We start from the raw sequence: 18,095 nt of genomic DNA, 5'->3' as shown, positions 1-18,095 counted from the left end.
CCATCGCGATCGACGCCCAGTCACCACTCTCGATACCCTGCGCCAGACTCGCCGCCGACTCAGCCAACGAAATACCGGAGTACGCCTTCGTCGAATCCTTCACCGGCGCAACCAACGGATTACTCACTCGAAACCGTCCTCAACAACAGGGCGGTACGCAAAGCCCGCCAAAAGCCACAATTACCGCAGACCACCGCCGCGCGAATGGTGCCCGCGCTGGTGTCGACAGCTTCGCCCGCCACACTCACCGTAGCGCTGGCATTCCTCCCCACAACGTCCGGGACCGGCGATGGTGACCGGCGGCCGACCTCGTCGGCCGCGAAGGATGATTATCCTCGAACTCGACCTGGTCGGCGAGCCGACGCTCTTTACCATCCGCTTACCGACCTCACTCTTGATGTCTCCGATAGCGCCGGCCATGCCATCGGTGACGAACGTGACACGGCCGGGTGAGACGACGTCGGCTTGGTGTGGGTGACCACGAAGCGCGAGTCCTGGGCTGACGGGGAAGTGGGTGCTGCTGTGGCGTTGCGGCCGGCACGAGCGACTCGGGGGACGTTTAGTACAAACCATTTGTATCGGGGGACGTTTCGTACACAGGAAACCCGGACCAGCTGGCCCCAGCAGTCACAGGGGCACCACCAGCACCACGTCAGGTGTGCCTTGGATCCGCTTCACGAAGCTCGGTAAGCGGCGCGAGCGCGGCTGGCGAACTAAGGGCTTCTCGAACGGGGCTGCCCGACTTGTCAACTGGGAGCGCAGCAGACGGACACACCCGCCCATGACGGCCAGCACTTCGAGCTGGGTGGCCTGGTCGACGACGTTCACCAGGCGAATGCCGAAATCGAGCAGGACGACTGACTCCCGGTCGGTGCGTCGACTCTCCGGGCGCATCGACCGGGTACCACCTTCGCCTCTGGAGGAGAGGCTGAGCCCTCAGCACTTCACGGAGCTGGGGGCTCAGTGCTGTTCCCCGTGCCTGGCTAGCTGAGCGCCAAACCCAAGATGATCACGGCGGCCACCAAGATGAGCGGCACAACGATCAACGTCGAGATCAGGAGTTCGGATCGAGTGCGTTACGTCCGCCGAATCAACGGCCGGCCCGGGTGAACCAGGCGGCGAGGGCTGGGCGGGGCCGGACGCCGAGTTTGGCGCGGATGCGTTCCAGGTGGGTTGCGACCGTGCGCGAAGAGATACCCAGGCGCCGGGCGATCTGCTGGTTGGTCAGACCGTCGGCGACCAGGGCGGCGACGGTGTGTTCCTGCCGGGTCAGCAGTTCCCGGCCGGTCGCGTGGAAGTGTTCGCTGGCGTTCAACGCGTATTCGACGGCGTCCGGGAGGCCGATGCGCGCGCCCGCCGCGCTCGCCGTACGGGCTCTGCGGGTGCCAATCTCGGTCACGGTGCGGTCGACGGTCTGGTACACGCGGTGCTGCCATGCCGGTTCCGCGGCGGCGCGCATCTCCAGCCGGATGCTGTCGGCGCAGGCGAAGAGGCCCAGCGCACGCTCGCTCTCGCCGTTTGCGGCCAGCACGATGGCGATGCCTTCGACAAAATGGGGGACTTTCAGACCGTCCGTTGGGTTGGTGACGAGTAGCGCTTCGACAAAATGCGCTTCGGCGGTCTCGTAGTCGTCTTCGGACAGCGCGAGGGAGCCGGCCGTGTGGAGGATGCTGGCGAGCCTCCCCGGAGTCGCGTTGGCTCGGGCGAGTGGCAGTCCTTCAGCCAGCATTTCGTGGGCGAGGGCTGGGTTGTCCCATTCGAGCGCAGCCCAGGCGACGTCGTTGAGCAGCAGCGAAAGCACCGCGGGGTCGTCGAGCGTCCGCGCGATGTCGAGTGCGCGCCGGTAGTGGCGGTAGGCCTGCGGGACGTTGCCCGAGGACCGATGCGCCGAGGCGAGCAGATTGTGGACCGACGCAATCCTGGCCGGTCGGCCGAGCGTGCTTTCGACGGTCAGCGCTTCGGCGCCGATCCGCAGTTGTTCCTCGTAGCGGCCGTGCCGGTGAGCCGCCTTGCACAGCCCGGCCAGCAGCGACGCCGTGAGCCCGGGCAAGTGGCCTGCCGTCGGCAACGCTTCGCGCAACAACTGCTCGCTCTCGACGAGATTCCGCCCGAGCGCCATCCATGAACGGGCCAGCCCGCACGCGAGCACGGCGTGGCGATCGTCGTCACGCTCCACCAGCCAGTCGATCGCGGCCAGGACGTGGTCGGCGCGCGCGACGACCCGCTCGCACAAGCCGGCCGGGATCAGGAAAGCCTGAAGGTGCGGTTCGATCTCGGCGACCAGATACACCGCCAGCCGGGCGTAGGTGCGGTCGGCCTCACCCGCGGCGGTCAGTCGCTCCCGCGCGAACGCCCGCCCGGCTGCCCACTGCCGCAGTGCCACCGAGCCGTCATCAGTCGTCATCGGGGTGAGCAGAGACTTGGCTTCGAGCTGTCCCAACAGCGACAGGACCCCGTCCGCACCGTCGGTGTCCTCGACGCAGATCGCGGTGGCGACTTCGACGTCGAACGGCCCCGGTAGCACGGAAAGACGTTGCCACATCAGGCTTTGCGCTGGGTTCAGTACGCCATGGCCCCATTCGATCGCCGCGCGGATGCCGGTGTGCCACGGTGTGCTCGTCCGGGCACGGTCGCTGACAAGACCAAGCCCGTCGCCGAGACGGCGGAGCAGCTCGGTGATGCCCAGCAGCCGCACCCGCGGCGCGGCGAGTTCGAGGGCGAGCGGCATGCCTTCCAGCCGGCCACAGATCGCGGCGACCTCGGCCACGTTGGTGGCGGTGACCGCGAAACCGGGGTCGGACAACAGGATCCGGTCCGTGAAGAGCCGCACTGCTTCGGCGCGCCCCAGCTGGTCGGGCGACGCCGTCGCGAGATCGGGCAGCTCCAGCCCCACCAGCGGAAGGAGTTGCTCGGCGGGCATTCCCAGTGCCGAGCGACTGGTCACCAGCAGCCGCACGGACGGACACTGCGGCAGAATCTTTTCGACCACCCGACGGCAACCGTCGAGGACACGGTCACTGTTGTCCAGCACCAGAAGCAGATCACACTCAGCCGGCGGCTTCCCCGCCGCCGCACCGGCCGCGCGCAGACCGTCAAGCACAGCCACTGGCACCTGATCGTCCCCGGCGACTTCAGAAAGGTCCACCCACCAGAGATCATCGGCGAACAGACCACGGCTCCGCCCGGCGACCTCGGCCACCAACCGGGTCTTGCCGACCCCGGGCGGGCCGGTCAGCGTGACGAGCCGATGTCTTGCCACCAGCCGTCTCAGGTGCGCGGACTGTGGTTTCCGGCCGACGAAGGTCGCGGAGAACGAGGGCAGCGCGGTGCCGGCGGACGAGTTGTTCCGCCGGTTCGTAATTGCCGACATGCGCCGGCGGTAAGCACGTTGCCGACAGGCGTTCGAGCAGTAGAAAGCCTGACGGCCGCCGCGCCGCCGCATCTCCTCGTTCGGAGGTGCGGCAAGAGTCGCTCCGCAGCCTGCGCAAAGCTCGCACGTCGTTGGCACGCGCCGGAGCCTAACTCATTCGTAACGCGGTTACAGGCCGTAATACTGGGCGTATCTTGCGGTTTCGTAACGCCGGGCGTCCTGCCGACTGGCCGACAAAGCGCCCATCTCACTACCTTGTGTTCACATACATGCAGACGGTTCATATATCTGAATGGAGTTGCAGTGCTGCATCCCCCTCGGTCCCGTCCCCGTTTCGCTCGCGTCTTCGCCGTCCTGGCCACAGTGACGGCAGTGTTCTCGACAACGGCGGGCGTCGCTGCCGCCGCTCCGGTCCCAGCGTCCAGCGACTCTCCCAGCCTATTCTGCAGAGTGCCCGCGGCGTCGCTGCTGTGTGCCCCGGACACCGCGGTGCTCGACGGCAACCAGTTGGTACGTAACAAGATCGCCCTACTAATCGGGGATCGCACCACGCGTACCTCGTTGAACAAGCTGCTGACGCAGGCAAATGCGGCCTTGACGAAGGGCCCATGGACGGTGGTGGACAAGCCGCAGACGCCGCCCAGCGGCGACAAGCACGACTACCTGAGCCTGGCGCCGTACTACTGGCCCACTCAGCCGCCGACGCCGGCGAATCCTTCTGGCTGCCCCTATGTCCAGAAGGACGGCGTACGCAACCCGGCGACCGACGCCATTCCGGACAAGTCCGAGCGGTTGACCGCGTTCAGCTCGATCTATCAACTTTCCCTTGCGTGGTACTACACGCGTAACCCGGCTTATGCGCAGCGCGCGGCGCTCGACCTGCGCACCTGGTTCCTCGACGCCGCGACCCGGATGAACCCGAACCTGAACTTCGCCCAGGGCATTCCGTGCAAGACCGACGGCCGGGGCATCGGGATCATCGAGTTTTCGTATACGTTCACCCAGGTCCTGGACGCCGCGGCGATTCTCGACACCGGCGCGCCGGGCTGGAACGGGACCGACAACGCCGGCCTGAAGGCGTGGTCCGGCGACTTCCTGACGTGGCTGCAGACGAGTAAGAACGGCAAGGACGAGGCCGCGCAAACGAACAACCACGGCACGTTCTACGAAATGCTGTCCGCCGGAATCGCGCTCTACACCGGCAACAAGACCCTTGCCAGGCAGATCGTCCAAAACGCCGAGAGCACCCGGATCGACACGCAGATCGATGGCGACGGCAACCAGCCGCAAGAAGCCATCCGCACCCTCAGCTACCACTATTTCACCTTCAACCTGGTCGCGATGACCCGGCTGGCGGCGATCGGCAAGCACGTGGGCGTCGATCTGTGGGCCTACCGGACCCCGCAGGGTGGCAGCCTGTTCAAGGCGGTCGACTTCTTGATCCCGGCCGCGACCGGCGGCGCTTCTTACTGGCCCCACCCGGACATCGCCTTCAACCAGTACGCCGCGCTCGACAGTTTGCACGCTGCCGCCGACCAGGGCGACCGCGCCGCCCGTGCGGCGCTCGCCCACACACCCGTGCCGCCGGGAGGTGACCTGTACCCGGTACGGCCCGCCGCCGAGCAGCTCGACGACATCTCCCTGACCCACAGCTGATTGTCTCTCCCCTCCCCTGTAGAAACCGTCCGCATCAAAGGAGATACGGCATGCACAAGCGTCTACTGTGGATCTTCGCACCGATATTGACCGCCGGGATATGCGCCCTGCCCGCCACCGCTTCCGCGGCGGCGGCCTCCTGTACCCCGGCCGGCGCGATCAACTTGTCCACGGACTGGAAGCTGACTCTGCCCACCGGTTCGTCGGGCAGCCCCATCGAAGTCAAGCAGCCGCAACTCGCGAGCTACTCGGCCTCGCCGTGGTTCGCCGCCACGGCCGACTGCGGTGGTATCCAGTTCCGCGCGGCGGTGAACGGGACGACCACCTCGAACAGTGGCTATCCCCGTTCCGAACTGCGGGAGATGAGCGGAAGCGGGGCGAACCTGGCGAGTTGGTCGACTACGTCAGGCACGCACACGATGATCGTCGACGAGGCGATCACGCACGTACCCGCGAGCAAGCCGGAGATCGTCGCCGGGCAGATCCACGACGCGAGCAGTGACCTGACGGCGTTCCGGCTGAAGGGCAGGAGCCTCTACGTCAGTTCGGGGAACAACAGCACCTACAAGCTGGTCACCGCCAACTACCAGCCGGGTACGTGGTTCGAGGCCAAGTTCGTCGTCAGCGGCGGAAAGGTGAAGGCGTACTACAACGGGGTATTGCAGACCACGATCAGCAGTAAGTCGAAGACGAACTATTTCAAAGCCGGTGCCTATACCCAGGCAAACTGCGGCAACTCCTCGCCTTGCGCAGCAAGCAACTACGGCGAGGTCGTCATCAATCACCTGTCGGTGACGCACTCGTAGTCGTCTCCGGCAGTGGTGTGGTCGGCCTGCAGGTTCACCTGGCCGACCACACCACTGCCTGTTCTGCGCTGGTGTCCGCATCAGCCGGCCGCATCGGCCGCGGCCCGGTCTTCCAGCTGCAACCGGCGCACGCGGCCGGGGTTGTAGAGCGCGGCGATGTGGAGACCGAAGATGAGGTGCCAGAGCAGGATGGCGAACGGAAGCTTCCAGCCGTGCCCGAACGAGAAGAACCCCATTCCCTTGCCGGGGCTGTAGATCAGGGGGACGAGGAAGCCTGCGCTGATGATGCTGAGGATCACGCAGAACGCCTGCGCCTTGAGGAAGTTGCCCAAGTTCGTGTCCCGGAACGGGAGTTTGGAATACGCCAGCAGCGCGAAGATCAGGATGAACGCGAATCCGTTGAGGTAGTGCATGAACTGCCCCACGAAGTACTGCCCCGCACTACCCGCGGCCGTGCCCGGCGCGCCGATATGACCGTTGTCGAGCGGCCAGTTCAGCACCGGCAGACCGATGACCGGCATGAAGAAGCCGATCATGGTCGTCGTCTGGGTGGCGACGAACCCGGTCACGAGCAGGGCGGCCAGCGGGTGGCGACCCGAGAAGCGGAACCAGTCTTTGTCCGGCCGGATCTCACTGAGCGCGAGCGTGCTCGACGTTGGGGCGAGGGAAGAACCGAGGGTGGCCATGTCGGATTTCCTTTGCTAATGGGAGTACCCGGCGGAAAACTGCGCTACCTCGAGTAACCCGGGTAGACGGCGATGCACTCGACCTCGACATGAGCACCGAAAGCCAGTCCGGTGACTCCCATGGCACTGCGTGCCGGAAACGATCCCGGCTTGAAGTACTGTTGATACACCGAGTTGAAGTCCGCGGCGGTACTGATGTCAGTCAACATCACGTCGCATTTGAAGACATCCGACATCGTGAGCCTGCGGGCGGCGAGGGATTTCTGGATATTGTCCATCACCTGCCGCGCTTCGGGAACGACCCCGCCGGAAACCACCGCCACCCCAGGTTGCGTATTACCGATTTGGCCAGAGAGGTAGAGAAACCCCCCGACCCGCGCGCTCTCCGACAAGGGAAGATTTCCCGCGGTCGGCCCAGGTAGCGGATAGAACGTGATGGGCGATTGGTCGGCGGCGGCAGTGGCACTGACTCCGACGAACATCAGGCCGGCGGATACCGCGAGCGCAGCAATGCGCTTCATACTGATCCCTTTCGGGTCTGTGGATGTTGGTGAGAACTCTAACGCGGCTTGTTCGGTAATTACCCTCTAATTCTGCAGGACAGAACAAGTTCAGAACAGATCGCTCAGTTCACGCTCAGGCGAGGTCGGCGATGTGAACGATTCTGTTCCGCCCGTTGGCCTTGGCGTGGTACAGCGCGGTGTCGGCAGCGTCGATGAGGCGCTGGACGGCGGTACCGGCCGACGGATACATCGCGGCGCCGATCGAGGCGGACAACCCGGTGATGGTCTGCACCGCTGGTTGTTCGCCGACGTCGACGGCGAGCGTGGTGATCGCATGGCGGATCCGTTCGGCGATGGCTCCGACGTCATGTTGGGTCGCGACGTCGGGCAGAAGCACGACGAATTCTTCGCCACCGAAGCGTCCGACCGCGTCGTTGTGGCCTCGGACCGCCGAGGTGATCGTGTCCGCCACTTTCCGGAGGACGGTGTCGCCGGCGAGATGCCCGTAGGTGTCGTTGATGCGTTTGAAATGGTCGAGGTCGATCATCAGCAGACCGAACGTCGCCCGGACCTGCTCGGCTTCGATCAGGGTCCGCTCGGCCAACTCGTGCCAGCCGGTGGTGTTGAGTAGTCCGGTCTTGTCGTCGCGGATGGCAGCCTGTTCCAACTGCTTGACCAACGCCGCGCGCTGCAGGATCAGCAATGGCGGAAGAACGAGAAGAGCCAGCCCTGGCAAGGTGGCCAGCGCGAGCGCGTTGAGCACGGCCAGACACAAGGTCGCGACTTCGAGTCCGTTGTCGGCCCACCCGCCGAACAACTCGGTCAGCGTGCGACCCGGCCGCGCACGGGCAGGAAGCACCAGGATCGCGTTCACCACGAAGTGGGTCAGAAGTGCCGCGACGACGGCGGCCGCCCCTGCCCACCCGCGCGCAATGGCAACGTGGATGTCTTCGACTCCGGTCCCGACGAGGACGCTTTTGGACGCGTAGCAGGTCATCACGAGAATCGAGGTGTTACTGATGGTGCGCCAGGCCGGGACGCGGTGAAGCCGGTACCAACTGCGCAAAGCGAGGTGCAGATACAGCACCATGGTCAGCACCGCGGCGAACGCGGCGGGCAGCAGCAGAACCCCGGCGAAGATCCACACCGAGGTCATGTTGATGTGCGCCATCCCCGACACCCGGCGTCGAGTCCGCTCGACCTGCCGGTTCAGCTCGGCCTGCAGGACCGCCATGGCGATCAACACGCCGAGCATGACGACCGCGCCGACTCGCGGCGGCGTCGTCGCCAGCAGGTAACCGGTCAGCACCAGCGCGACGGCTTCGATACCCAGGCTGTACGCGACGACGCGGGCGCTTTGGGCGCTCAAGGCCCAGCGCCGCGGTGAGACGATCGTGTCACGAACCGAGGCCGCGAGTGCGCGGGACGAGGTCTTCTTCCGCATAATCATGACGTTCGTGTGCTCATCGTGTGTCCCTGAGTGTGACGTGGACCCGAGGACCATCTCATCACACTCCGTTCAAGATCGGTAGCACAGAGCGCTCAACAAGAGGTACCCCACACGGGAGGTGTGATCATGCGCAGCAGCCGTGACAACTGACCCCGCAGCACGAACCCGTTGATAACTGCACCGGAAGGAGGGCGTTATGCGTAGCCGTGACAACTGAGGGGTCATGACGACCTTCCGACCCCGCATCGTGGACAGCCGGAGCGGCCTTGCGCGTCCGGTTACCCCCGTGCGCCCCGAAGTGGCATTCCGGATCACTTTGGGTTCCACACAAGTTCCCGACATTCGTCGCCCAGGCCCACGCTTCGCTGGACGTGGGTGTCCGGTGACTGGTACGGCTGAGCCGGCAGGTGCGACCCTGTGACCTGCCGTGAAGGCCACCTTCACGGCGTAAGGCGCACTCAACGAGGCCGTCACCACGTCCCTGCCCTACCGAAACGGCCTGCACGAACCCCAACAGTCACACCGCCACCACCAGCACCACCAGACCTTCACCAACCCGCTAGTTCCAGATCGCGTTGACCCACTCCGGGTGATCGATGAACGGGTTGCGGTTGTGCTGGTAGACGTCGTAGATGACCTGGTTGCGGTGCTGCTCGAAGGCGTCCGGCGGGTCCTGGGCGTTCCACTGGCGCAGCACCGAAAGGCGGCCGATGAACGGTGCCGAGCCGTTGCTGACGGTGTCGTCGACCTCGAGGTCGGGGAAGCCGTCGCCGCCTTCGTACCGCACGGCCATGTAGAAGATCATCCGCGCGACGTCGCCCTTGTAGGCGTCGGACGGTTCCCAGGAGTCGGCGTCAGTGAAACTGCCGGGCGCGTCCGCGACCGGGCTGCCGCCGTCGTCGAAGTCCTTGTCGCCGCGTTCGCCGTTCACCGCCACGTTGGCGGGACGCAGATGCTGCAGGTCGGTCCCGGGGCCGGTCGCAGTCCCGAAGCCGCCGTGGGACTTGGCCCAGACGTGCTCCCGGTTCCAGTCGCCGACGCCGCCGCCGTTGGAGCTCTTGGCCTGCGAAACGCCGGTATAGAACAAGATCACGTTGTTCGCGTTGTTCGGGTCCTGGTCGGTCGCCTTGAGCGCGTCCCAGACCTGGTCGTAGGTGATCTTGGTGTTGGTGCTGATGATCTGGTGCAGCGCGGTTTTGAGCGCCGCGCCGGTCTTGCCGGTCGCCGCGCTGTAGTAGTCATCGGGCCCGCCCGGGGTTGACGTCGGCGGCGCGGTGGTCGGGCTCGTCGACGTGGTGGGCGGCGGCGAACCTCCCGCCGCGGCGAACGCGGTAGGCGAGGTGAGCCCGGGATGGGCGAAGTAAGCACCGAGCGGGCCGGTCACGTCGAGTTGGCGTCCCAGCAGGCTCGGTGTGGTCTTCAACCCGTACGCAGCCCGAAAGGATGCCGTGACCTGCACGTAGATCATCCGGGCGGTACTGGTTTCGGTGGCCGTGTCGGCGAGCGCGAGCGCGGTATCGCCGGGGTAGTTGGAGCGGACGACGGTGTTCGTCGCCGTCGGCTGGCCCACGACGTAGCCCCGGACTGTCGCGGAAGCACCGTTCTGCTGCCCGATCGCCTGCGAGACCGTGCTGGGCGCGGTCGCCGTGGCACTCGGCACCTGAAGGACAAGGGCCACAGCTGCGACGGTGACGGCCAGTAAGGCCAGCGGCTTCCAACGAACAGCACGGCTGACGGGCATGGGCGATTCCTCTCCCCAACGTCCACAAATATGAGTTCGCCACACGTTAGGGTGATGATCCCGGCAAAAACAGGCACCATCGTATGAACTTCGCGGAACGCCTTGCGCTCGATGGCCGGCTGCCCGGCGCGGGGCTCGGCCGATGTCGGATCACTACAGCTTCCATACAGGTTCCAAATATTCACCCCCGAGGATGAGCCCCGTGCGACGGCGGTGGCGCCGCCGCCTTACCTAGGAGGCGCAGTTGTCCTTCCACACGGGACGATTCCGGGGCAGGCAAGGGTTGGTACTGGCCGGGGCGATACCGGTCCTGACGGTGATGGCGCTGGCGGGCACACCGGCGCAGGCTTCACCGGACGCGCGGGACCTCGCGAACCTGCAGGCCCAGGTGCGTAACGGGACACTGCTCGGTACGCACGGAGTCCGGACCATGTGCGCGTCGGGCTGTCACGCGGACGTCGTGACCACAAGCCCGGGCTCGGACGCTGTGCTCTCGACGACCACTCCGGTCGGGCTCGGAGCGACGGACCTCGCGAGGGCGTACTCCCTGCCGCCGGCGTCGGTCGGGACGAAAGGCACGATCGCGCTCATCAGCGCCGGAGCGAACACGCACCTGGAATCCGATCTGGCGACCTATCGGAAGCAATACGGGTTGCCCGCGTGCACGACGGCCAACGGGTGTCTCAAGATCACCGACTTCCACGGCGGGCCACCGGTGACGCCGGGGACGACTGACGAGTTCAAGGAGTCCGAAGAGCACTGGGCCGTCGAGACCTCGCTGGACGTCGACATGGCGTCGGCGGCCTGCCCGGACTGCCGCATCATGGTGGTGCAGACGCCCGACATCGACGCGACCGGCGAGCCGGATCCGGACGGGAAGGCGGTCGACTACGCCACCGCGTACCAGACCGCTGTCCGGCTGGGCGCCAACGCCGTCAGCCTCAGCGACATCTTGGGCCTCGAGTCCTCGACGGTCGACGCGACCTACAGCAAGGCCGTGTTCCACCCGGGCGTGCCGCTGTTCGCCTCGATCGGCGACGTCAGCAGCGACGACTCGGCCGCGAAGACCAAAGCGAACGCTGCGGGTGCTGCGGGTGCTGCGGGTGCTGCGGGTGCTGCGAACAAACCCGCCGACGACAAGACGTTCTACACCTGGCCGGCGGACCTGCCGTGGGCCGTCGGTGTCGGCGGCACGTCGTTGAAGCCCGTCGACGCGGCCCGGACACAGTTCACCGAGAAGGCGTGGCACAACCTGACCGGCGAATGCGCCCTGACGATGCCGCCCGGGGCCGGTCAGCCCGCCTCGATCGCCGCGAACTGCGGCGGGCACCGAGCGTCGACCGACGTCTCCGCCATCGCCGACCCGGCGAGCGGGCCCGCGGTGTACGACACCTACGCGCCGTTCACCGGCAAACCGCAGAACTGGATCGTCAGCGGCGGCACCAGCGCGTCGTCACCGTTCACGGCGGCCTGGTACGTCCGCGGCAGCGGGCACACGGTCGGCGCGGTCGGCCCGAGCGCGCTGTACCACGCTCCGGCCTCCGCCTTCCACGACGTCACCACCGACGGCGGATCTCCGGACACCTGTCAGAAACTGGGCTGGGGCGCGAAGGTGTGCCAGGCAGGTCCTGGCTGGGACGGCCCCACCGGGCTCGGCTCACCCCACGGGCTCGGCAAGTTCTGACCTAGTGTCTCGCTGCCGATCGGACCCACTGCGCCACGGCGTCGGGTTCGATCGGCAGCGCGGCCGACAGGATGTCGATTCCTTCGGTGGTCACGAGAACGTCATCCTCGATGCGGACCCCGATCCCCCTCAGCTCCGGTGGCACGGTCAGGTCGTTCGGGTGGAAGTAGAGCCCGGGTTCCACGGCCAACGTCATCCCCGGCTCGAGCTTGCCCTCGTGATAGGCGGGTGCGCTCGAATGGGCGCAGTCGTGCACGTCGAGACCCAGGAAATGGCCGACACCGCAGACGATGTACCGCCGGTGGTGCTGGTTGGCCGACTCCAGCGCCTCGCCCGGCGAGACCGGCAGCAGGCCCCAGTCGTACAGGCCCTCGGCGAGCACCCGCATGGCCGCCCGGTGGAAGTCCAGGTACTGCGCGCCAGGCCGAACCGCGGCCAGTGCGGCGTGATGGGCCGTGAGCACCAGGTCGTAGACCTTGCGCTGCGCCGGGCTGTACTCGCCTGTCACCGGAAGCGTCCTGGTCACGTCGGCCGTGTAGAGGGTGTCGACCTCGACGCCGGCATCCAGCAGCAGCACGGCCTCGGCGTCGACCGGGCCGTTGTTGCGAGTCCAGTGCAGGACCGGCGCGTGCGGCCCGGCAGCGACGATGGACGCGTAGCCGACGCCGTTGCCCTCGGTCCTGGCACGCCGGTCGAACGTCCCTTCCAGCCAGCGCTCGCCGCCGCCCGCGATCGCCGTGGGCAGCTCCGCCGCGACGTCACCGAACGCGAGGATCGTGGCATCGACCGCTCGCCGAAGCTCCCCGATCTCCCAGTCGTCCTTGATCCTGCGCAGCTCGGACAGCGTGCGCTGCAGCTCCCCCGCGGGAGCGCCGGGCACCAGCGCGTCGAGCAGCGGATCGAGGTTTGCGGTGGCCAGGATCGCCGGGATCCGGCCGCGCAAGACCTTCGGCAGGTCATCGAGCGAGCGGCAGGGCAGCTCCACTGCGTCGGACCATTCCGCCAAGCCCGGCGACGGCCCGATCCACAGCTCTCCGTCACGCGCATTGGCGAAGAAGTCCACCTCCGTGGCGCCCGCCGGCTCGCGCAGGAACAGCTCGGCGTCATGCCCTCCGTCGACCGGGCGCATGACGAGTACGGCACCCTCGGCATGGCAACCTGTCAGCCACGAGAAGTCGCTGTCCGGCCGGAAGCCGTAGTCGTTGTCGTTCGCGCGGACGGGCGCGTGGCCCGCGGCGACGGCGATCCGCCGGCCGGGCAGTGCCTCGCTCAGCCGTCGGCGATGCGCCTCGGCCGCCTTGGCCGCTCCGGCGGGCAAGCGCACCGCGCGATCGGCTGGACCCCACCCGCTTTGGACGAACTCGCGGAACCCGGTGGCCTCGATCAGCCTGCTCGGATCCCGTCTCGCCGGTCGGACCTCAGTCATCCCGCAACCCCTTCCTTCGCGAATCGCCTTCGACCATAACCCGCGGGTCCGACAGTTCCGCTCACAGCGTGAACCCGCGCGGGAACGGATCGGTCGGGTCCAGCAGATACTGGCCCATGCCGGTGATCCAGGCGCGACCGGTCACCGTCGGCACCACGGCCGGCACGCTACCGACCGAAGTCTCCTCGATCAGCCGGCCGGTGAACCTGGTGCCGAGCAGCGACTCGTTCACGAAGTCCTCCCCCAGCGCCAGCTCATCCCGCGCGTGCAGTTGCGCCATCCGCGCGGAAGTGCCGGTGCCGCAAGGAGAACGGTCGAACCAGCCAGGGCTGATCACCATCGCGTTGCGGGCGTCACCCCCGTCGGCACCCGGCGCGACGAGCTGGACGTGCTTGCAGCCGCCGATGCCGGTGTCCACCGGGTGCACCGGCCGGTTCCGCTCGTTGATGACTTCCATGATGGACAGTCCGGCGGCCAGCATCCGGTCCTTTTCGGACTTGGCGAAGCCTATTCCCAGGTCCTCGATCGGCAGGATGGCATAGAAGTTTCCGCCGTAGGCCATGTCATAGCGCACTTTTCCGAGCCCTGGTACGTCCACTGTGGCATCGAGTTCGAGCGCGAACGACGGGACGTTCTGGATCGTCACCCCTTTCGCGCGGCCGTCCTCGACGGCGACAGCGGCGACCACGAGTCCGGCCGGGGTGTCGAGCCGAACCTCGGTCACCGGCTCGGTCACTTCGACCATCCCGGTTTCGACGAGGACCGTGGCCACGCCGATGGTGCCGTGCCCGCACATCGGCAGCACCCCGGAGACCTCGATGTAGAGCACGCCCCAGTCGGCGTCCGCCCTGGTCGGGGGTTGCAGGATCGCGCCGCTCATCGCCGCGTGCCCGCGCGGCTCGTTCACCAGTAGCTCCCGCAGGTGGTCGAGGTGGTCGATGAAGTACCGGCGCCGTTCGGCCATGGTGTCGCCCGGAATCGCGCCGACACCGCCGGTGATCACCCTGGTCGGCATGCCTTCGGTGTGGGAGTCGACCGCGCTGAAGTACCTCGCCGCGCGCATGTCAGGCGGCCACGGAATGCTCGGCGAGGTAGTCCATCGCGCGGCGCATGTCGGCGTCCAAGCTGGCCAGCTTCTCGGCGCTCAGCGGCCCGCGCGGCGGTCGGCACGGCCCGCCGAACCGGCCGACCAGCTCCATCCCACGCTTGATCGCCTGCACGAACTCCGTCCGCGAATCCCACCGGAACGCCGCCACCAGCGGTTCGTACAACGCCTTTGCCTCGGCGAACTTTCCTTCCCTGGCAAGGGAGTACAGCAGCGCGGACTCGGCGGGGAACACATTCGGGAAGCCCGCGAACCAACCCCCGGCACCCATCATCAGCGACTCCAGCACGACGTCGTCCGCCCCGGCCACCACCGTGAGGCCCGGCGCCAGCTCGCGGATCTCCAGCACGCGCCGGACGTCCCCGGAGAACTCCTTGACCGCGACGACGTTGTCGAGCTGCGCGAGCTCGGCGAGTACCTGCGGGGTCAGGTCGACCTTGGTGTCGAACGGGTTGTTGTAGACCATCACCGGCAGGCCGACGCTCGCGACCTGTTCGTAGTGGTGGATGACCTCCGCGATATTGGCGCGGTACATCGTCGGCGGCAGGCAGAGCACCCCGTGCGCGCCATCCTCGGCGGCCTTCTCCGTCCACGCCCGCGCCTGGTGCGCGCCAGGCCCGTGGACCCCGACGACGACGATCCCGTCCTCCCCGACGGCTTCGATCGCGGTGCATGCGACCGCACGACGTTCCTCTTCGGACAGTGACGAGTACTCGCCGAGCGAGCCGTTGGGCCCGACACCGCGGCAGCCGTTCTCGACCAGCCACCGGCAGTGCTCCGCATACCGGTCGAAGTCGACTCGCAATCCGGCCGGCGCGCTCGCGTCTTCTGCGTACGGCAGCGCCGCGGCCACGATGACTCCGTCCAGCTTGTCCTGCGTCATCCGTTGTCCTCCTTGAGGTTTGCCAACTCACCGAGCCGGACAGGTTCGGCGATGGGACGTCGAGAGAAGGCCGCCGCGCCGTCCGGGATCCCGGTCAGCTCGGCCACGTTACGACCGCAGACGCGCCCCTGGCACAGGCCGAGACCGGCCCTGCTGACAAGCTTCAGCGAACGCGCACCGCGCGCATCCCGCTGTTCTACGGCCCGGCACAGTTCGCCGTAGCCGACCTCTTCGCAGCGACACACGAGCGTGTCTTCGCGAAGCCAGCTTTTCCAGCCGAGCCGGACGGGATAAGCACTGTCCAAACCGGACGCGAATCGCCGTCCCGCGCGCACTCGCCGGAGCGCGCTGCGCGGCACGTCGACGTCCGCACCGACAGCCTCGGCCGCGGCCAACCCGGCGACCTCGCCTTCGTCCGCGGCGAGCGCGGCGCCGCCGATCCCAGTCAGCTCACCAGCCGCGAAAACACCGGGTACCGAGGTGCCCTGCGCGAGGTCGACAGCGACGAACCCCCCGGCCAGCGCGCAGTTCGCGGCGACCGATAGTTCGAGCCTCGGCGTGAAACCGAAACCGACGCACACCGCGTCGACGTCGACCTGCCGTTCACTGCCCGGCACCACAGTCCAATCCCGAGTGAGCCGGGCTGTCGTCACCGCTTCGACGCGGTCACTTCCGTGTGCGGCGACGACCGTGGTGCGCGGACGAAACGGCACCCGATGCCGAGCGAGCGACCCCAGGTAGCCGGCCAGCTCGGGGACCTTGCGATAGCCTGCGGCGAGCCCCGCGGGGTGGGTGAACCAACCCCTGATCGGGTCGTTCGCCTCCAACACGCCGAGCACTCGAGCGCCGACACCGATCAGCGATTCGGCCACCGGCAACAGGAACGGCCCGGTTCCCGCCAGCACCACCCGGTTGCCGACCGCGACCCGCTGCCCCTTAGCGAGCGCCTGCGCGGCCCCGGCGGTGTACACCCCAGGTAGGTCCCAGCCGGGAAACGGCAGTGCGCGATCGTGGGCTCCGGTGGCCAGCACCAGCGCTGCCGTGCCGACACGACGACGTGCGCGGCCGGGGCCGTCCGCCCGCCCGGTCCGCAGGTGCAGCCGGTGACCACCGGGCACCGGTTCGACCGCGAACACCACGGTCTCCGGCAGATATTCGACGCCGTCAGGGAGCGCAAACGCTTCCGTACCCGGTGTGTGGTCCTGGCGGTGGTACTGGCCGCCGAGCTTCGGCGCGGAGTCGATCAGCAACACCGGCACTCCAGCGCTCGCGGCGGCTCGAGCGGCGGCCATCCCGGCGGGTCCGCCGCCGACCACGACGACGGTGTTCACGAGGGCAGCTCCGCCCCGTGCTGGACGCGGATCTCGTCCCCGTCCGCCACGACGCGCAGGCAGGCGCGCACGTCCGGGATCCCGTTCACCACAACCAGGCAGTCGAAGCAGACGCCGATCCCGCAGAAGACCCCGCGAGGACGCCTGCTTCCGCGGGTGGTCCGCCACGACGTCCGGCCCAGGCCCAACAGCACTCCCGCGACCGTCTGCCCCGGCTCGGCGACGACCTGGGCGCCGTCGACCCGGATGTTCATGCCGGCACCCCGGCGAGCACGGCCGGCCGGTCCACTCGGAACGGCACGGGGTCCACAACGGACTCACGGCCGAGGAACAGGTCGGCCAGCAGCATGGCCGTAGCGGCAGCCAGCCCGATCCCGGCGCCTTCGTGGCCCGTCGCGTGCCACAGACCGGGTAGCCGGCGGTCCTCGCCGATCACCGGGAGGTGGTCCGGAGTGTAGGGACGGAACCCGCCATAAGCCCGCATCACCGGCACGTCGGCCAGGATGGGGAACAGGCCGACGGCCTTGCGGGCGAGTTCCGCCAGCACGTCGACGCGCACGGTCTCGTCGAAGCCGACCCGCTGGCGGCTGGACCCGATCAGCACGGTGCCCGCGCGGGTCGACTCCACCACGGACGAGGTCTGCAGGTCGGCGTCCCCGCTGGCGACCGCGCCCACGTAGTCCGCGTCGTAGACCTTGTGCCGCACCGACTCCGGCAGCGGAGCGGTGACGAGCACCATGCCCCGTCTCGACAGGATCGTGATCGGCGCTCCGGCCATGGCCGAGAATTCACCGGCCCACGGGCCGCCCGCGTTCAGCACCGCACGGCAGGGAATGACGCCGCTGCTCGTCCGAACCCCCTTCACCGCACCGGCGCCATCTATCGACACCCCGAGCGCGGAAACTCCTGAGTGGACAGTGCCGCCGCGCGCTCGCACCGCGGCCAGCAGTGACGTGGCCGCCAGTACCGGTTGCAGCTGGGCGTCTTCCGGATAGAACACGGCCGCGGTGAGTTCTCTGGTCAGATGCGGTTCCAGCTCGGCGGCTTCGGTCGTGCTGACCACGTCGGCCCGCACTCCGGCCAAGCGTTGTGCGGCGGCGAAAGCCTCCAGTGGGGCAGCGCCGGCTTCGGTTGTGGCGACCACCAACCCGCCTTTGGGCTCCCATTCGGCGTCAGCCAGTTCCTCGCCGAGTTCCTCACGCAGCTCGGCGAGAAGCTCCGGCCAGCGGTGCCGGGAAACCTGTGCCAACCGCAGCTCCGGACCCGGCGCCTTGTCGGAAACCAGGACGTTGCCTTCACCGGCAGACGTGGTCCCGCTTGCGGGACCACCGCGGTCGAGCACCGACACGCGTACCCCGGCCGCACTGAGCGCCTCGGCGCACGCGGCACCCACGACGCCCGCGCCGACCACTACGACGTCCGGCTGCATCCCGCCTCCGATCGTTCATTTCACT

General features: G+C 67.6%; 15 protein-coding genes. 3 read left to right on the top strand and 12 right to left on the bottom strand.

Annotated features, from left to right (window positions below; genetic code table 11):
* Positions 1-627 precede the first annotated feature (627 nt).
* On the bottom strand, positions 628-894 hold the full coding sequence (locus JWQ81_RS44545; RefSeq protein ID WP_297551695.1) for a hypothetical protein: 267 nt from the start codon (positions 892-894) through the stop codon (positions 628-630).
* Between the two features lie 196 nt (positions 895-1,090).
* Positions 1,091-3,370 (bottom strand): LuxR C-terminal-related transcriptional regulator, encoded by a 2,280-nt coding sequence (locus tag JWQ81_RS44540; protein WP_297551694.1) that lies wholly within the window; start codon positions 3,368-3,370, stop codon positions 1,091-1,093.
* A 450-nt stretch (positions 3,371-3,820) separates the two neighbouring features.
* Here JWQ81_RS44540 and JWQ81_RS44535 point away from each other — a divergent pair, with 450 nt between their 5' ends.
* Together JWQ81_RS44535 and JWQ81_RS44530 are read left to right on the top strand one after the other, a co-directional pair.
* On the top strand, positions 3,821-5,026 hold the full coding sequence (locus JWQ81_RS44535; RefSeq protein WP_297551693.1) for an alginate lyase family protein: 1,206 nt from the start codon (positions 3,821-3,823) through the stop codon (positions 5,024-5,026).
* Between the two features lie 50 nt (positions 5,027-5,076).
* On the top strand, positions 5,077-5,832 hold the full coding sequence (locus tag JWQ81_RS44530; RefSeq protein ID WP_297551692.1) for a polysaccharide lyase family 7 protein: 756 nt from the start codon (positions 5,077-5,079) through the stop codon (positions 5,830-5,832).
* 80 nt (positions 5,833-5,912) lie between these two features.
* Here the strand turns inward: JWQ81_RS44530 and JWQ81_RS44525 are convergent, their stop codons facing one another.
* The 4 genes from JWQ81_RS44525 to JWQ81_RS44510 all read right to left on the bottom strand — a co-directional run bounded on the left by JWQ81_RS44525 (position 5,913) and on the right by JWQ81_RS44510 (position 10,212).
* Positions 5,913-6,518: a hypothetical protein gene (locus JWQ81_RS44525; protein WP_297551691.1), complete on the bottom strand. Its 606-nt coding sequence runs from the start codon at positions 6,516-6,518 to the stop codon at positions 5,913-5,915.
* Between the two features lie 44 nt (positions 6,519-6,562).
* Complete coding sequence (locus tag JWQ81_RS44520; RefSeq protein ID WP_297551690.1) at positions 6,563-7,039, bottom strand: RidA family protein; 477 nt, start codon at positions 7,037-7,039, stop codon at positions 6,563-6,565.
* Positions 7,040-7,154: 115 nt separating this feature from the next.
* Positions 7,155-8,465 (bottom strand): GGDEF domain-containing protein, encoded by a 1,311-nt coding sequence (locus tag JWQ81_RS44515; RefSeq protein ID WP_297551689.1) that lies wholly within the window; start codon positions 8,463-8,465, stop codon positions 7,155-7,157.
* A 565-nt stretch (positions 8,466-9,030) separates the two neighbouring features.
* On the bottom strand, positions 9,031-10,212 hold the full coding sequence (locus tag JWQ81_RS44510; RefSeq protein WP_297551688.1) for an endonuclease: 1,182 nt from the start codon (positions 10,210-10,212) through the stop codon (positions 9,031-9,033).
* Between the two features lie 244 nt (positions 10,213-10,456).
* On the opposite strand from JWQ81_RS44510, the gene JWQ81_RS44505 reads away from it, so the two are divergent.
* Entirely contained in the window at positions 10,457-11,896 is a 1,440-nt protein-coding gene (locus JWQ81_RS44505) for a hypothetical protein (protein WP_297551687.1), read from the top strand.
* Between the two features lies 1 nt (position 11,897).
* Here the strand turns inward: JWQ81_RS44505 and JWQ81_RS44500 are convergent, their stop codons facing one another.
* The 6 genes from JWQ81_RS44500 to JWQ81_RS44475 form a co-directional block, all read right to left on the bottom strand.
* Positions 11,898-13,322: an aminopeptidase P family protein gene (locus JWQ81_RS44500; RefSeq protein ID WP_297551686.1), complete on the bottom strand. Its 1,425-nt coding sequence runs from the start codon at positions 13,320-13,322 to the stop codon at positions 11,898-11,900.
* Between the two features lie 61 nt (positions 13,323-13,383).
* Positions 13,384-14,385 (bottom strand): proline racemase family protein, encoded by a 1,002-nt coding sequence (locus JWQ81_RS44495; RefSeq protein ID WP_297551685.1) that lies wholly within the window; start codon positions 14,383-14,385, stop codon positions 13,384-13,386.
* A 1-nt stretch (position 14,386) separates the two neighbouring features.
* On the bottom strand, positions 14,387-15,310 hold the full coding sequence (locus JWQ81_RS44490; RefSeq protein ID WP_297551684.1) for a dihydrodipicolinate synthase family protein: 924 nt from the start codon (positions 15,308-15,310) through the stop codon (positions 14,387-14,389).
* Positions 15,307-16,641 (bottom strand): FAD/NAD(P)-binding oxidoreductase, encoded by a 1,335-nt coding sequence (locus JWQ81_RS44485; RefSeq protein WP_297551683.1) that lies wholly within the window; start codon positions 16,639-16,641, stop codon positions 15,307-15,309. The genes JWQ81_RS44490 and JWQ81_RS44485 overlap by 4 nt, the downstream gene beginning before the upstream one ends.
* Positions 16,638-16,895 (bottom strand): (2Fe-2S)-binding protein, encoded by a 258-nt coding sequence (locus tag JWQ81_RS44480; RefSeq protein ID WP_297551682.1) that lies wholly within the window; start codon positions 16,893-16,895, stop codon positions 16,638-16,640. Before JWQ81_RS44480 ends, JWQ81_RS44485 begins: the two co-directional genes overlap by 4 nt.
* Positions 16,892-18,070, bottom strand: a complete 1,179-nt coding sequence (locus tag JWQ81_RS44475) for an FAD-binding oxidoreductase (RefSeq protein WP_297551681.1) — start codon at positions 18,068-18,070, stop codon at positions 16,892-16,894. Before JWQ81_RS44475 ends, JWQ81_RS44480 begins: the two co-directional genes overlap by 4 nt.
* Between the last annotated feature and the right edge of the window lie 25 nt (positions 18,071-18,095).

The organism is Amycolatopsis sp. (genome assembly GCF_025464955.1).
GTDB lineage: Bacteria > Actinomycetota > Actinomycetes > Mycobacteriales > Pseudonocardiaceae > Amycolatopsis.
Note: the sequence above shows the minus strand (reverse complement) of the source record. Positions and strands in the feature narration are given on the sequence as shown.

Coding starts and splice junctions, on each gene's coding strand:
- JWQ81_RS44545 (WP_297551695.1), bottom strand. CDS start 894: ATGCGCCCGGAGAGTCGACGCACCGACCGGGAGTCAGTCGTCCTGCTC.
- JWQ81_RS44540 (WP_297551694.1), bottom strand. CDS start 3,370: ATGTCGGCAATTACGAACCGGCGGAACAACTCGTCCGCCGGCACCGCG.
- JWQ81_RS44530 (WP_297551692.1), top strand. CDS start 5,077: ATGCACAAGCGTCTACTGTGGATCTTCGCACCGATATTGACCGCCGGG.
- JWQ81_RS44525 (WP_297551691.1), bottom strand. CDS start 6,518: ATGGCCACCCTCGGTTCTTCCCTCGCCCCAACGTCGAGCACGCTCGCG.
- JWQ81_RS44520 (WP_297551690.1), bottom strand. CDS start 7,039: ATGAAGCGCATTGCTGCGCTCGCGGTATCCGCCGGCCTGATGTTCGTC.
- JWQ81_RS44515 (WP_297551689.1), bottom strand. CDS start 8,465: ATGCGGAAGAAGACCTCGTCCCGCGCACTCGCGGCCTCGGTTCGTGAC.
- JWQ81_RS44510 (WP_297551688.1), bottom strand. CDS start 10,212: ATGCCCGTCAGCCGTGCTGTTCGTTGGAAGCCGCTGGCCTTACTGGCC.
- JWQ81_RS44500 (WP_297551686.1), bottom strand. CDS start 13,322: ATGACTGAGGTCCGACCGGCGAGACGGGATCCGAGCAGGCTGATCGAG.
- JWQ81_RS44495 (WP_297551685.1), bottom strand. CDS start 14,385: ATGCGCGCGGCGAGGTACTTCAGCGCGGTCGACTCCCACACCGAAGGC.
- JWQ81_RS44490 (WP_297551684.1), bottom strand. CDS start 15,310: ATGACGCAGGACAAGCTGGACGGAGTCATCGTGGCCGCGGCGCTGCCG.
- JWQ81_RS44480 (WP_297551682.1), bottom strand. CDS start 16,895: ATGAACATCCGGGTCGACGGCGCCCAGGTCGTCGCCGAGCCGGGGCAG.
- JWQ81_RS44475 (WP_297551681.1), bottom strand. CDS start 18,070: ATGCAGCCGGACGTCGTAGTGGTCGGCGCGGGCGTCGTGGGTGCCGCG.